Source organism: Sphingomonas sp. (genome assembly GCF_041661825.1).
Classification (GTDB): Bacteria; Pseudomonadota; Alphaproteobacteria; order Sphingomonadales; family Sphingomonadaceae; genus Sphingomonas.
On sequence record NZ_JBAZTU010000005.1, the window covers coordinates 338,579 to 352,119 of the forward strand.

The 13,541-nt window shown below is 66.1% G+C and carries 11 protein-coding genes; 4 read left to right on the forward strand and 7 right to left on the reverse strand.

The window, feature by feature from the left end; genetic code table 11:
• Nucleotides 1–21 precede the first annotated feature (21 nt).
• Complete coding sequence (locus tag WC729_RS23855) at nucleotides 22–1,014, forward strand: hypothetical protein (protein ID WP_372856951.1); 993 nt, start codon at nucleotides 22–24, stop codon at nucleotides 1,012–1,014.
• 74 nt (nucleotides 1,015–1,088) lie between these two features.
• Here WC729_RS23855 and WC729_RS23860 read toward each other — a convergent pair whose 3' ends face one another.
• The 6 genes from WC729_RS23860 to WC729_RS23885 form a co-directional block, all read right to left on the reverse strand.
• Nucleotides 1,089–2,273 carry a Yip1 family protein gene (locus WC729_RS23860; protein WP_372856952.1) on the reverse strand — a complete coding sequence of 395 codons (1,185 nt, stop codon included), beginning with the start codon at nucleotides 2,271–2,273 and terminating at the stop codon, nucleotides 1,089–1,091.
• 143 nt (nucleotides 2,274–2,416) lie between these two features.
• Nucleotides 2,417–3,421 (reverse strand): cell wall hydrolase, encoded by a 1,005-nt coding sequence (locus tag WC729_RS23865; protein WP_372856953.1) that lies wholly within the window; start codon nucleotides 3,419–3,421, stop codon nucleotides 2,417–2,419.
• 238 nt (nucleotides 3,422–3,659) lie between these two features.
• Nucleotides 3,660–6,497 (reverse strand): M16 family metallopeptidase, encoded by a 2,838-nt coding sequence (locus WC729_RS23870; protein ID WP_372856954.1) that lies wholly within the window; start codon nucleotides 6,495–6,497, stop codon nucleotides 3,660–3,662.
• Nucleotides 6,498–6,610: 113 nt separating this feature from the next.
• Complete coding sequence (locus WC729_RS23875) at nucleotides 6,611–7,111, reverse strand: EF-hand domain-containing protein (protein ID WP_372856955.1); 501 nt, start codon at nucleotides 7,109–7,111, stop codon at nucleotides 6,611–6,613.
• 127 nt (nucleotides 7,112–7,238) lie between these two features.
• Nucleotides 7,239–7,508 carry a hypothetical protein gene (locus WC729_RS23880; RefSeq protein ID WP_372856956.1) on the reverse strand — a complete coding sequence of 90 codons (270 nt, stop codon included), beginning with the start codon at nucleotides 7,506–7,508 and terminating at the stop codon, nucleotides 7,239–7,241.
• A gap of 198 nt (nucleotides 7,509–7,706) precedes the next feature.
• Nucleotides 7,707–8,381, reverse strand: a complete 675-nt coding sequence (locus WC729_RS23885) for a hypothetical protein (protein ID WP_372856957.1) — start codon at nucleotides 8,379–8,381, stop codon at nucleotides 7,707–7,709.
• A 476-nt stretch (nucleotides 8,382–8,857) separates the two neighbouring features.
• Between WC729_RS23885 and WC729_RS23890 the strand changes: the two genes are divergently transcribed.
• The 3 genes from WC729_RS23890 (at nucleotide 8,858) to WC729_RS23900 (ending at nucleotide 13,324) form a co-directional block, all read left to right on the forward strand.
• Entirely contained in the window at nucleotides 8,858–11,806 is a 2,949-nt protein-coding gene (locus WC729_RS23890; RefSeq protein ID WP_372856958.1) for a TonB-dependent receptor plug domain-containing protein, read from the forward strand.
• A 104-nt stretch (nucleotides 11,807–11,910) separates the two neighbouring features.
• Complete coding sequence (locus tag WC729_RS23895; RefSeq protein ID WP_372856959.1) at nucleotides 11,911–12,489, forward strand: hypothetical protein; 579 nt, start codon at nucleotides 11,911–11,913, stop codon at nucleotides 12,487–12,489.
• Between the two features lie 13 nt (nucleotides 12,490–12,502).
• Nucleotides 12,503–13,324, forward strand: coding sequence for a TIGR04222 domain-containing membrane protein (locus WC729_RS23900; RefSeq protein WP_372856960.1), 822 nt, complete (start codon nucleotides 12,503–12,505; stop codon nucleotides 13,322–13,324).
• A 16-nt stretch (nucleotides 13,325–13,340) separates the two neighbouring features.
• Here WC729_RS23900 and WC729_RS23905 read toward each other — a convergent pair whose 3' ends face one another.
• A complete protein-coding gene (locus tag WC729_RS23905) occupies nucleotides 13,341–13,541 on the reverse strand; it encodes a hypothetical protein (protein ID WP_372856961.1) in 201 nt (66 codons plus the stop codon).

A 13,541-nucleotide genomic window follows, 5' to 3' on the forward strand; every position in this document is an offset into this window, starting at 1 on the left:
CCTTTTGGAGGGAGATGACTGATGCGTGTTCTGACGACCACCGTGACCGCCGGGATGATGGGGGCCGCAGCGATGCTGGCGCATCAGGCCTTTGCCCAGACCGCACCCGTGCCACAGGCCGCGCCGCCCGCCGCGCGACCTGCGCCGCCGCCGCCGATCTTCGGGTGGGTGCCGAAGAAGACTCCGGTCCAGGCCTATGTCGCGCCGAACAAGGCGTGGTGGAAGCTCTCCGACGTGCTCGCCCTGCACAAGGGTCAGGCGACCTGGTCGCAGCCGATCGTGCGCAACAAGGACCTGGCGGCCGACTGGCATCAGCTCGCCCCCGGCGGCAAGACGCCCGAGGTCCTCTATGCCGATAACCGCGTCGCGATGATCGTGTGGGGTGGTCAGGTCCGCGTCAGCATCAAGGGCCAGGAGCCGTTCGTTGCTTCCAAGGGTTTCGAGATCAACGTGCCGCTGCGCCTGCCCTTCACGCTGGAGACGGTCGGATCGGAGCCCGCTCTGTGGTTCGAGATCCACGAGACCGGCGACATCCCGATCTATCCGGAGACGAGCACGCCCAACAAGCCCGCCGATATCAAGGGCGTCACCTATACCAGGACGATCCTGTCGGGCGGCGATGGCGTCTATGACGGCCCCAACAAGCCGTATCTCGATTATTACAAGGATGTCGTCGGCGCGAACGCCCGGGCCGGCGCATTCATCGCCAGCGATCACATGTTCGTGAACAACATCCGCGGCAAGGGCACGCCCACGCCGCCGCCAAGCAATCTCGGCCATTTCCACATCAACTACGCCGAGTTCTGGTTCGTGATGGAAGGCAAGATCGATTACCAGATAGAAGGCGTACCCTTCTTCACCGCGTCGCCCGGCGATGTCGTGACGGCGGAGATCGGCCGCTGGCACCGCGCGAGCTGGGGCGGCACGGTCGGCGAGATGGCGACGCGCGTCGCGATCAACCCCTTCCCGCGCGGGCTGCATAATTTCTCGCCGGAATCGGGCGGTCGCCAATAGGCGCACCGATCGTCTGGTCCCGGAAACCCCGCCCGCGCAAGCAGGCGGGGTTTTCCTTGCGGGACGCCAGCGCATCAGCGCGCCAGCGCGGCCAGCTTGCCCGTATCGACCGAGGCGACGGCCTGTTTCAGCGTGTCGATGTTAGGCGCCGCGCCATCGGCTGAGACCATGAAGCGGCTCGCGACCATCGTGCCATAGCTGCCGCTGTTCGAGTCGGTATTCCATTTCTCGGACACCATCGCGCCGCCGACCATCTCGGTCTTCTCATAGCCGGTCGCAGTCTGTTTGCTCGACTGCATGTTCATCGCGCCGCCCAGCGAGGCCAGTGCCCCGGCGGCGCCCATGTCAGTGACGGACAGGCTGAAGCTTTGCTCGCCCGAGGTGTAGCGCCCCTCGGCATGGCTGCCCGCGATCCCGCCGACGCCGCCGCTCTGCGACTCGATGTCGCCGCGCGTGAAGCTGCCGATCGCGGCGGGCAGCATTGCCTGTAACGCGGCGGCGGGAATCGGCGTCGCCGTCCCGTTCTGCATCTTCTCGGTCGCCGCCTTCATCTTCGCGACGGCATCATTGGCCTTGTCGAGATCGACCTTGCCCACGCCCGGCAGGTTCAGCGATCCGCTGACCGTTCCGGTGTCGGTTGCCGCGCTGAGCATCGGCCTTGCGAACGAGGCGCCGACCTGGGTCGCGACGGCGCCGCAGACCAGGAACACGACGATCGAGACGAGCATCGTCACCACGATATAGGTCGTTGCCTTGCCCTCGGGCACTTTCATCAGGATCGGCAGGCCGACCCAGAGGAGGTAGAGGCCATACAGCCCGAGTATCGCAAGCCAGGCGAGCGACGGGATGATCTGGAAGATGCCGACGAGCCAGCCCGCGGTTCCGGTAAAGGCCGCGACCTTGAAGGCCGACACCGCATTCTTGGTGCCGCCAAAGCTGGGTGCCAGCGCGTTGATGATCAGCGACAGGATATAGACGCCGATCAACGCCATGACGTAGGCGACCAGCGCCGCGCTGACCGCAGCGGTGATCGGTGGGCGATAGGTGATGCCGAGAAAGCTGTAGCCGAAGACGAGCGCGCCGATCAGGCCGGCGACCGGGCCGATAGCCGCCAGCGGCACGACCCATCCCATATAGATACCCTTGATCGTCATCGGTTCCGCGTCGATCCGCGGCCATTCCTGTGCGGGCGCGGTCAGCAGTCGCTTGATCCGTTCCACCATGTTCGTGGGTTGATCGCCTGGAATTTGCGTGGCCATTGGCTGCTCCCTGTTGCTCTAGCCCCTCCCGCGCGACCCTAGGCCCGGCTTTTCCGAAGGATAGGATCAAGGCGACATGCGCGGCGGTTTCGCCCCGATCCGGCCATAGCATATTTCGCAGATCGAAAGCAGCGCCGACAGCGTTAACGCAGCGGCTTGCCCGAATCCTTCCAGCGGTCGAGGATCTGGGAGTCGCCCGGTAACCCGTCCGACGCAACGGCCGGTTTCAACACGCTGGTCTGGGCATAGGCCGGCTGGATCATCGATGCCGCAGTGCGCGGCGCGGGGGCCGGCAGGCTCGCCGATGCCAGGGTCAGTTCGGGCTTCGCCGGGCGAGCGTGCGGCCCCGGGAAGGGTTCATTGCCGGCATAGCGCTGGCTGAACGCGGCGGGGGTGCCCCACCAGCCCTGCCAGCGGTGGAAGAAATGAGCACCGAGCGCCGCGGTCATCACCAGGCTCTTGTTCCAGGACGGCGTCACCGCATAGGTGTGATAATGCGTCGCGAGGCCGACCGGCGCGAAGACATGGCCGTTCAGCGCCGCCGCCGCGACCTTCATCGCGCGGATCCAGTAAGTACGCGACGGCACCCGCGCCATCGATCCGTCGCATGCGAAGCTGAACTGGCAGCCCGTGTTACGCTCCGACCCCTGATAGACCACACCGCACACCGTCGCCGGGAAGGCGGGATGGCGCATGCGGTTGAGAATCACCTGCGCAACCGCCTGCTGGCCGGCGTCGGGCTCGGTCGCGGCTTCGTAATAGATCGCGGTGGTCAGGCATTGCAGCGCCCGCCCGCGATCGGCGGGAGTCGCATTGACCATGGAGAAAGGCTGGGCCGGGCGGATCGAGGCATCGGTCGCCAATGCCACCGCTTCGGGCGGCAACGGCATGTCGGGCAGCCTGGTCGTGCCGGTCGCGCCCGAGCCTGGGGCGGCGCTTTCCTCGGCCATGTAGAAATAGGCCGCGCCGGGGAAATGATCTTCGGCCTCATAGCCGACTGGCTTCGCCGCGGCGGCTGCGGCCCTGGCCTGCTGGTCGACGATCGCGCGGATCGCGGCGTGGGCGGAGACGCCGGCGCAGATCAGCGCGACGATCCCGACCAGGCCGAGCTTGCCCAGCCGTCGCATCCGGAACCAGTTGGTGATCATGCCCCACGCCATGGCTGCGCCATAGCGGATCGGGCCCTTTGGTGCGCGCCCTGATTTGGGGGTGTGTCGTGGCGAAACACTTGATGGTTAACGTAATTTTTGAGAACGCCCCATCTCTGACAGAGGGAAAGGTGAGGGGACATAGGCTGCGTCTCGAGCCTCAGCCCCCTCATCCAACTTCGACTAACTCGCTTCGCTCGCAAGTCTTCGTATCCTTCTCCCGCGAGGGGAGAAGGGGTTATTTCAGCGTTGCCGTATCCAGTTTCAGCGCGCTCGCCGGGATTAGCTCGAGGTTCGGATAGTCCTTTCTGAGCGCGTCGATGAAATCCTTCGAATCGCCCACCACGATGATGCTCGCCCGGCTCGGATCGAGCAGGCTCGCCGCCGCGGCCTGCACCGCTGCCGGGTCGACCGCGGAGACCTTGGTGGTGAAGGCCTTGAGTTCGCTCAGCGGGACATCCTGTACGACATAGTCGCCCAGCACATCGGCGATGCCGTCGGTCGTCTCGACCCCGCGGCCAAAATCGCCGATCAGGGTTGCCTTGCGCGGCTCGAGCTCGTTCGCCGGTACGGGCTCGGTGCCGAGGCGCTTCATCTCGGCGACCATGATCGCGACGGTTTCCGGCGCGGTCGGGTTCTTGGTCTGAGTCCGCGCCGAGATCGATCCGGGCTCGCGCCGCGCCGAGAGGGAACTGCCCGCGCCATAGGCAAGGCCGCGCTTGATCCGGATCTCCTGGTTGAGACGCGACGAGAAACCGCCGCCGAGCACGGTGTTGGCGACGCTGGCGGGATAGAAGCTCGGGTCTCGGCGCGCGATGCCGGGCCGGGCGACGACGACGCCGGCCTGACCCGCGCCGGGCATGTCGACCACGATCACGCGCGGCCCCGACGCAGGCGTAAAGAGTACCGACTGGGTGAGGGGGCCAGTGGTGGCGGGTGCCTTCCAGCTGCCGAAATTTCGCTCGGCAAGCGTCCTGGCGGCGGCGGGAGTGATGTCGCCGACCAGTATCAGGCTCGCCTGACCCGGTAGCCATGTCCGGGCATAGGCGCTGCGGATATCGGCTGCCTTGATCGCCTTGAGCGAGTCCGGGGTTCCCGACAGGGCATGGCCATAAGGCTGGCCGCCGAACACCGCGCGGCCGGCGACCAGCCCGGCAAGCTGCGCCGGATCCTTGATCGTCACCGTGACGCCATCGATCGCCTGGGCGCGGGCCCGCTCGATCTCCTCATCGGCAAAGGCCGGGTTCTGCGCGACATCGGCGAGGATGGTCAGCGCAGGGGCGGCCTGGTCCGATTTCACCGTTACGGCGATCGACGATCCGTCCCAGCTCGCATCGCTGCCGATCGACCCGCCCAGCGCTTCGATCTGCGCGGCGATCTGCGTGGCGGAACGAGTCTTCGTGCCCTTGGTCAGCAGGTCGGCCGTCAGGCTGCCGACACCAGCGCGATCGGCCGGGTCGGCCGCGCCGCCGCCGGGCGCGACCAAGGTCGCGGTGATCAGCGGCAGATCATGCTTTTCGACCACGAGCACACGCAAACCGTTGGCGAGCTTGATCTCCTGCGGCGACGGGATGGCGGCGGCGATCGGCGTTCCCGCGACGGGCGGCGCCAGGCGCTGGTCGGCCGGGGCCGGCGTCACGATCGCGACATCGTCCGGCGCGACCAGCGGCGCGACCTGCACGGTCGAGGCGATCGTTACCGTATCGCCCTTGGCGCCTGCCGGGGCACCCTCGGCCGGGAGATAGTGGATCGCGGCCGACCGCTCGTCGCGCAGATATTTCTTCGCCACGCGCTGGAGGTCGGCCGCGGTCACTTGGGCGATCTCCGCGATCTGGCGGTCGGACGCGCGCGGATCGCCGTTGATGATCACGGAAGCGGCCAGCGCCGAGGCCTTGCCCTCGGCCGTTTCGCGGCCCCGGAGTACGCCGGTCAGGATCTCGTTCTTCGCTTCGGACAGCTCGGCGGCGGTGACCGGCGCATCGCGCAGCCGCGCCACTTCGCGGCGCAGCGCCGTCTCGCCGTCATCGGCGGTCTTGCCCCCGGCGAGGATCGCGAACACCGCCAGATTGCCCGGGCCCTGTTTGGTGTCGAGATAAGTCTCGGCACTCTGGGCGAGCTGGTCGCGATAGACGAGCGTCTCGTAGAGCCGCGAGCTCTCGCCCTGCGACAGCACGGCGTTGAGCACGGTCAGCGCCGGCATGTCCGCATTGTTGTCGGGCGGCACCGGATAGCTGATCATCACTGCCGGCAGCGGGGTGTTCTGCTCATAGACGGTGACATGAGTCGCCTTGGTCCGCTCCGGCTCGGTCACCGTCACGCGCGGGATCGGGCGGTCGGGCTTCTTGATGCCGGCGAAATACTGGTCGACCCAGGCATCGAGCTGCTTCGGATCGAAATTGCCCGACACGACCAGGATGGCGTTGTCCGGCCGGTAATAGGCCGCGTGGAAGGCGCGGACATCGTCGATCGTCGCGCTTTCCAGATTCTCCAGGCTGCCGATGCCAGGTCGGGCATAGGGGTGCTTCGTGTAGGAGATCTCCGGGAAATAGATCGAGAACAGCTTGCCGTAAGGCTGGGCGAGCGTGCGCAGACGCAGCTCCTCCTTCACCACGTCGCGCTCGGAGGCGAAGCTCTTCGGCTCGACCACCAGGCTCGCCATGCGGTCGGCCTCGGCGAACAGCAGGCGCTGGAGGTGGTTGGCGGGCACCACCTCGTAATAATTGGTGTAGTCGTCATTGGTGGAGGCGTTGTTGTAGCCGCCGACGTCCTCGGTCAGCCGGTCCATCTGCTCGGAGACGAGGTTGCGCGTCGCCTTGAACATCAGATGTTCGAACATGTGCGCAAAGCCCGAACGGCCGGCGGGGTCGTCCTTCGACCCGACATCGTACCAGACCTGCACCGAAACGTTCGACGTGCCGGCGTCGTGGATGGCGTAGACCTTCAGCCCGTTGGCCAGGGTGCGTTCGGTGAAATCGAGCGGTTTCGCCGCAGCGGAAGGCGCTGGTGCTTTCTGCGCTTGCGCCGAAAGCGGGAGCAGGGCGGCGCCGAGCAGAAGGGCGGCACGGAAAAGACGCATGAACGACTCCGGAAATGCGGGAGGATAGCGAGAGGTGTCGCGTCCGGGTCGGGCCGTGTCAATTGCGCCAGACACTTGCCTGCCCGCGCGCGACGCGGGCAGGGGCGCAGGCTCTATCGGCTGGCCGGCTTCCGGCCGGAGTCGGCCGGGCCGGTCGGTCCGACCGGGCCGATCGGCGTGGCGGCGTTGCTTGCCGCGCGTTTCTCGGCGGGCGTGACCACGCCGTCATGGTTGCTGTCCATGCTGTCGAACGCCGCGAGCGCCCGCGCGCCCGCTTCAGTGCGGCTGAGCTTGCCGTCATGATTGACGTCGACCGCATTGAAGGCGGCGACGGCGGCAGTGAGCAACTTCTGCGCCTCTTCCTTCGACGGTGCGCCGGGCGTGCCGGGTGGCGTGCGGTTCAACACCGCGCCCATGCGCTTGCCGAACTCGGCGCGGCTCATGAAATTGTCCTTGTTGGTGTCAGCGAGGTCGAACACCTGCTTCACCTGCGCCTGGACCTGCGCGCGCGTGACATTGCCGGCGACTGGACGGGCTTTCGCCTGGGCGTGGAGCGGCGGGGTGATGGCCAGCGCGGCAAGCGTGGCCATCCCGACGAGATCGATGGGACGCATGATACTCCTTTCACAGGCGCGCCGACGGAGCCGGCACGCGCGGCATTTCCGGACATGCGCTAGGCGCAGCAAGCTATCCGTAGCGTGAACGCGGCGGGAGGGCGCGCGAGCCGGACGTGTCGCCCGGTCAGCCGGTCTGCAGGATGAGGATGAGCACGATCAGGGTAGCGACACCCGCCGCAATGCTCGTGGTCCAGCCCATGGCCCGAGACCGCGTCCAGCCGCTGGCGCCCAGGCTGAACAGCAGGGCAAACAGCGCCAGCACGAAGCTGAGCGTCATCGCCACCTGCGCGGTACCGGCCAGGTGCGACGCGCCCATGGGGGCATCGGGATGCAGCGCCGCGATCAACATGGTCGAGGCGACCACCGCGACGATGAACCCGACCGAAGAGATCATTGCCCCACCGATCGCCACGGCTGCTGGGTGGGTCCGCTGCCCGGCAGTGAGGAACGTCGCAAGATAGGTCGCGGCGAAACCGCCGAGAAAAGCGCTCAGTGCGCCGATCTGGGTCGCGAGCGTCGAGAGATAGGCGGGGCGAGGTGCTGCATCGACGCGATGGTAGGCCGCGCCGGCCGCGACGCAAGCAAGAGCGCGTCAGCAAAGGGGTTCGGCAGCGCGGTTGATGTCCGCATTGCCGAGGATCCGTTTGGCATAGCCACCCCGGGCAACGGCAATCATCGCGCGGCCGAGCTTCTCGGTCGTCGTCGCCAGCCCGGGAGATACGGCGCCCAGCGCCGAGGCAAGCGGGCCGGTCATGGCATAGAGTGCGCGGTACCAGCCGGTCTTCGAGACGATGCCGTGCAGCGGCTGGATGAAACCGGGGCGGAACATGTAGCTTGCGGCAAAGGGGAGGGCGAACAGCGCATTTTCCGTGCGGCCCTTTACCCGTGCCCACATGCGCCGGCCCTGTTCGCTGCTGTCGGTCCCAGCACCGGTCACATAGATGAAGGTCATGCCGGGGTTGAGCCCGGCAAGCAGCGTCGCGACCGTCACCGTCAGGTCGTGGGTGATGCGCGTATAATCCGCTTCCGACATGCCGACCGAGGAGACGCCGAGGCAGAAGAAACAAGCGTCGAAGCCGGACAGTTCGCCCGTCTTGTCGGCGATCGCGAACAGATCGGGCAGCAGGATCTCGCGCAGCTTCGGGTCGCTCCGCCCCGAGGGTGCGCGACCGACCGTCACGACGTTCTCGACGCCTCTGTCGAGCAGGCATTCACGCAGCACGCCCTGCCCGACCATGCCGGTGGCGCCGAAGATAAGGACGTTCATGCCCCACCGATATCAGGCGCCGCCATGGCCGGATAGGCGGCAGTGGAAACCCTGACCCACTCGCGACTCGGCCCGGTACAGGCACTGCCAAACATCCGTCTGGCGGGCTTCGCAGGTGCGAAAAATCTATGACAGCAAATTGAACGTGCGGACGGACCGGCAACCACCCGCCCTGGACGCTCGGGCCCTTGGGAAAACGCACTCGGATCGACGCCAGCCCGCACAACCGAGGTCGAAGGGCTTGTAAATCTACGACGGTCATATTCCGCATCAGTATTGCAACCCTGCAACACCGGCCGGAATCGAACAGCGCGGACACTTTACAAAGGCCCAGGCAAGTTACAGCCTGATAGCATCCAGGGCGTGTAATAGCACCCCTGAACAGGCTGCACGTCTTAAGTGCGTAACTTGGGGAAACTGTTTCAATGTCAGTGAACACTCTTTCGCGCCTGCGTGCAGGCGCGGCTCCTATTGCTATGCTTATTGGCCTGACGGCTGCTCCGGCCTTTGCGCAGACTGCGCCCGCCGACACCGTGGACCAGTCAGCCGAAGCAGCGGACGCGCCCGACATCGTGGTGACCGGCTCGCTGTTCCGCCGCACCGATACCGAGACTCCGTCGCCCGTCACGGTGCTGACCGCCGACAGCCTCGCCAAGGCCGGCATCACCACCGTCAACGACGCGATCCGCTCGGTCTCCGCCGACAGCGCCGGCTCGATCGGCACCGGCTTCCAGAGCGGCTTCTCGGCTGGCGGCGCCGCGGTCTCGCTGCGCGGCCTCGGCGTGTCTTCGACCCTGGTCCTGATCGACGGCCTGCGGTCGACCAACTTTCCGATCAACGACGACGGGCACAACGCCTATGTCGATCTGAACTCGATCCCGTTCAGCCTGATCGACCGGGTCGAAGTGCTGAAAGACGGCGCATCTTCGACCTATGGCGCCGATGCGATCGGCGGCGTGGTCAATCTGATCATGAAGAAGCAGTTCACCGGCATCGCCGGCACCGTCGCGGCGGGCGTGTCGCAGGAAGGCGATGCGGGGCACCAGCGCGCCGACCTGACGCTCGGCTATGGCGATTACGCGGAGAAGGGCTGGAATTTCTACGTCAACGGCGAATATCAGCATGACGGCCGGGTGACCAACCACAGCCGCGGCTTCCCGTACAACACCACCGACCTCAGCTCGATCGGCGGCCTCGACAACAACACCGCCGACAGCACGCTCACCACGGCGACGCCGAACGCGGTCGTGGTCCGCACCAACCAGACCGATCTCAACAATCCGCTCGCCGGCGGCACGTCGCTCTTCGCGAGCGGCCTGCAGCCCAATGGCTCGGCCTATAGCAATTACACGTCGCTGAACCTCAACTGCGCCCGTGGCAGCTACACCGTCGCGACCGGCGCTGCCCGCGGCACGGGCTGCAAGCACGACCTTGTCGACGAATATTTCCAGCTCGCGCCGCTGCAGGAGCGGTATGCGTTCAACGGCCGGTTGAGCATTCGGCTCAGCGACAATATCGAAGCCTATGTCACTGGCAGCTATTCGCATGACTTTGTCAGCATCCTGAACGCACCGCGTGCGCTACGCGCCACGCAGCCGTTCGGCGGGGCGCCCGCGCTCGCGTCGAGCAACCCGGGCATCGTGCTGCCGGTCTATGTCTGCGGCACTGGCCTCAATTGCTCGACGGCGGCCGATCGTCGGCTCAACCCGAACAACCCATATGCCTCGGCCTATGCCAATGATCCGGCGAACGGCGCCGCGCGCATCTATTACCTGTTCGGCGACATCAAGGCAGGCAGCGACCGCACCAACGAAGTGATCCGCGGCGCAGCCGGCCTGTGGGGCAGCTTCGACGGCGGGTGGGACTGGCGCGTCGACGCGGTCGGCGCGAAGGACAATCTCAGCATCACGCAATATGGGTTCATCAACATCCCGAACCTGCTCAACGCGATCAACACCGGCGCCTATAATTTCGTCGATCCGTCGCTGAACAGCGCGGCGATCCGCAGCTTCGTCTCCCCGAACGTCACCACGCCCTCGACCTCGTCGATGGTGTCGCTCGACGCGTCGGTGACCAAGAAGCTGCTCGAATTGCCGGGCGGCGCGCTGCAGCTCGCGATCGGCGGTCAGGTTCGTCGCGAGACGCTGACCAACAACAACCAGAATGCGCGCCTCGACACCTATACGCTGACCACGTCCTCGGCGTTCGGTCAGCATACCGTCTCGGCCGGTTATTTCGAGATCGACGCACCGGTCCTCGACATCCTCGATATCACCGCCTCGGGCCGGTACGACCATTATTCGGAAGGATTCAGCCACTTCTCGCCCAAGGTCGGCTTCAAGTTCACCCCGATCAAGGAACTGGCGATCCGCGGCACCTATTCGCAGGGCTTCCGTGCGCCGACCTTTGCGGAGAGCGGACCGCGCAGCCAATATGCCGGCTTCTCGACCTTCACCCCGCCACCATCGTTCCTGGCGGTACATGGCGGGACAGTGGGCAACACCAACCCCTATGCCCAGGCCTATCAGCTCGGCTCGGGTCTGGTCGGCAATCCCAATCTGAAGCCGGAGACGTCGCGCAGCTTCACGGCCGGCGCGATCTTCCAGCCGGTCAACTGGCTCAGCTTCACCGTCGACTATTACAATGTGAAGAAGTCGGACCTGATCGTTGCCGGCCCGCTCGTCGGCGATGCGCGTAATGCCTATTACAGCAAGTCGACACTGGCGGAGGCGATCGCCGCGGTCGCGGCGGTCGGGCCGGGCTATTCGGTCAACGTCGTCGACGCGCCCGATCCGCTCTTCCCGAACGCGCTGCCGCGCGTGCTGATCATCAATGCGCCGTTCGTGAACGCCAATTATGCGATCACCTCGGGCATCGATTTCTCGGCGACCGCCAAGATCCCGATCAGCGACGGCATCCGGTTTACCAGCCGGCTCGAAGTGACCGACGTGCTGCAATATGATCTGCACACCTCGGGCGGCGTGCAGAAGTTCGCCGGGACGCTTGGCCCGTACGAGCTGTCGTCGGGCAACGGCACGCCGAAATGGCGCGGCAACTGGCAGAACACGCTCGAGGTCGGCAATTTCTCGCTGACCGCGACGGCCTATTATGTCGGCCGGATCAAGTCGATCGCCAACGACGAACGCGCCGGCGACGATTGCACGCTGAACAACCAATACGCCACCGGCGACACGGCGAAGGGTGCGCAGTTCTGCTACATCAACAGTTTCATCAACACGAACCTGAACGGTACGGCCCGCGTGAACGACAAGTTCAGCGTGTTCTTCGACATAGGCAATCTGTTCAACGCCCGGGCGCCGATCGCGCCTGGCGCCTATGCCAGCGCGCCGAACTTCCTGACCACCTGGCACTATGCCGGCCTGATCGGGCGCACGTTCAAGATGGGCGCGAACTTCGCCTTCTGATCCGCTCACCTTCCTTGCAGGGGCGGTTCCGCGAGGAGCCGCCCCTCTTTGTCTCCGCATTTGGTCATTGAATCTTAACGCCTACTATGTTAGTGGGATTTCAGATGAGCAAGACGAATCGTCTGCCCACGACCTGCCCGGATCACCCGGTCTGGGCCTCGCTTTTCCCCTATAGCATCGGTCCCGAAGATGCCGCGCTCTCCTTCGTCGCGCGGCTCGCGCGCGAGAATGGCTGGAGCCTGGGGTATGCCGAGCGGGTGATCGGGGAGTATAAGAAATTCTGCTTCCTGGCGGTGACCGGCGAAACCGAGGTGACGCCCTCGGACGCGGTCGATCAGGCCTGGCACCTCCACCTCACCTATAGTCGGGACTATTGGGAGCGCTTCTGCCCCGAAGTCCTCGGCCGCCCGCTGCATCATGGCCCGACCGCCGGTGGCGCGGGCGAGCGGGGCCGCTTCTTCGATCAATATGCCGAAACGCTGAAGCGCTACGAACGCGTCTTCGGCGACGCGCCGCCGCCGGACATCTGGCCGGGCGGCGCGCGACGGCTGATCGACGATCCCAAGGCACGCCGGGTCCACCCGCGCGATGCCTTCATCATCCCCAGGCGCACGGCGCTGCTGTCCCTCCTGACGATCCTGCTGGCAGCGGCGGCAGTTCTTGCACTTGTGGTGTCACGGTAGAGGAGCATTGACGATGTCTCTCGGACCATTCGACCTGACTGCCGAGCCTTTCCTCCAACTCTATATGATCCTGTTTGCGACGACGATCGTCGCGGGCTTCATCATCCCACGCTGGCTCCGGCCCGACGGGCGGTCGGCGCGCGTCACCGATACGCGGCACCTTGCCTATCTGGCGGGCGGTGCGACACGCTTCGCGGACGCGGTGGTGACCCGGCTGCTGGCGGCGCGGGCGCTGGTCATGATCGGCAAGAAGAGCTTCCATGTCGCGGCGCGCAGCGGCGGTGATACACCTGCTGATCGCAGCGTGCTGGCGATCCCGGGCGACGTGCGCTGGCCGGTGATCGAAATGGCGCTGAAACCCCATGCGCAGCCGATCCGGAGCAAGCTGATCACGGCCGGCCTGATGATGGACGACGGGCTGACCCTGCAGATGCGCTTCTGGCAGACCTCGCCCTATTTGTTGCTGCTGGTTTTCGGCAGCATCAAGCTGCTGGTCGGGGTCGAGCGCGACCGACCGGTGGGGTACCTGACCTTGCTGCTGATCTTGACCGCGGTCTTCGCGGTGATCCGCTGGGCCGCGGTCGATCGCCGGACCCGGGGCGGCCATGAGGCGCTGAACCGGGCCCGGAGCGATGCCGAGCGGCTGCGGCGCGCACCGACCGCTGACGAGACCGACCATGCGGTGGCGCTGTTCGGCACCAGCGTGCTGATCGGATCGGGCCTGGGCGACTTCCACGCCCTGCGCACCGCGGGCTCGGGCGACAGTGGCGGCGGCTCGAGCGATGGCGGCGGCGGGGGGTGCGGCGGTGGCGGTTGCGGCGGTTGCGGCGGGTGACCGCCGGCCGCGGGGGTCAGCGCTTCTGGCGCGACCTGTTGGCGTAGAGCAGGGCAGCGACGACGGCAGCGGATCCGATGCCGAGCCCGATCGTCGTCAGCGGCCAGCGCTTGGCCTTGGCGGCATCGCTGGTCGCCGCTGCCGCTTCGCGCTGCTCCTTCGCGGCGCGGGTGGCAGCGAGGATTTCGTTTGTGTCGTCCTGGTCGTCGGTAGCCAA

Coding starts and splice junctions, on each gene's coding strand:
- WC729_RS23855 (WP_372856951.1), top strand. CDS start 22: ATGCGTGTTCTGACGACCACCGTGACCGCCGGGATGATGGGGGCCGCA.
- WC729_RS23860 (WP_372856952.1), bottom strand. CDS start 2,273: ATGGCCACGCAAATTCCAGGCGATCAACCCACGAACATGGTGGAACGG.
- WC729_RS23865 (WP_372856953.1), bottom strand. CDS start 3,421: ATGATCACCAACTGGTTCCGGATGCGACGGCTGGGCAAGCTCGGCCTG.
- WC729_RS23870 (WP_372856954.1), bottom strand. CDS start 6,497: ATGCGTCTTTTCCGTGCCGCCCTTCTGCTCGGCGCCGCCCTGCTCCCG.
- WC729_RS23875 (WP_372856955.1), bottom strand. CDS start 7,111: ATGCGTCCCATCGATCTCGTCGGGATGGCCACGCTTGCCGCGCTGGCC.
- WC729_RS23880 (WP_372856956.1), bottom strand. CDS start 7,508: ATGATCTCTTCGGTCGGGTTCATCGTCGCGGTGGTCGCCTCGACCATG.
- WC729_RS23885 (WP_372856957.1), bottom strand. CDS start 8,381: ATGAACGTCCTTATCTTCGGCGCCACCGGCATGGTCGGGCAGGGCGTG.
- WC729_RS23890 (WP_372856958.1), top strand. CDS start 8,858: ATGCTTATTGGCCTGACGGCTGCTCCGGCCTTTGCGCAGACTGCGCCC.
- WC729_RS23895 (WP_372856959.1), top strand. CDS start 11,911: ATGAGCAAGACGAATCGTCTGCCCACGACCTGCCCGGATCACCCGGTC.
- WC729_RS23900 (WP_372856960.1), top strand. CDS start 12,503: ATGTCTCTCGGACCATTCGACCTGACTGCCGAGCCTTTCCTCCAACTC.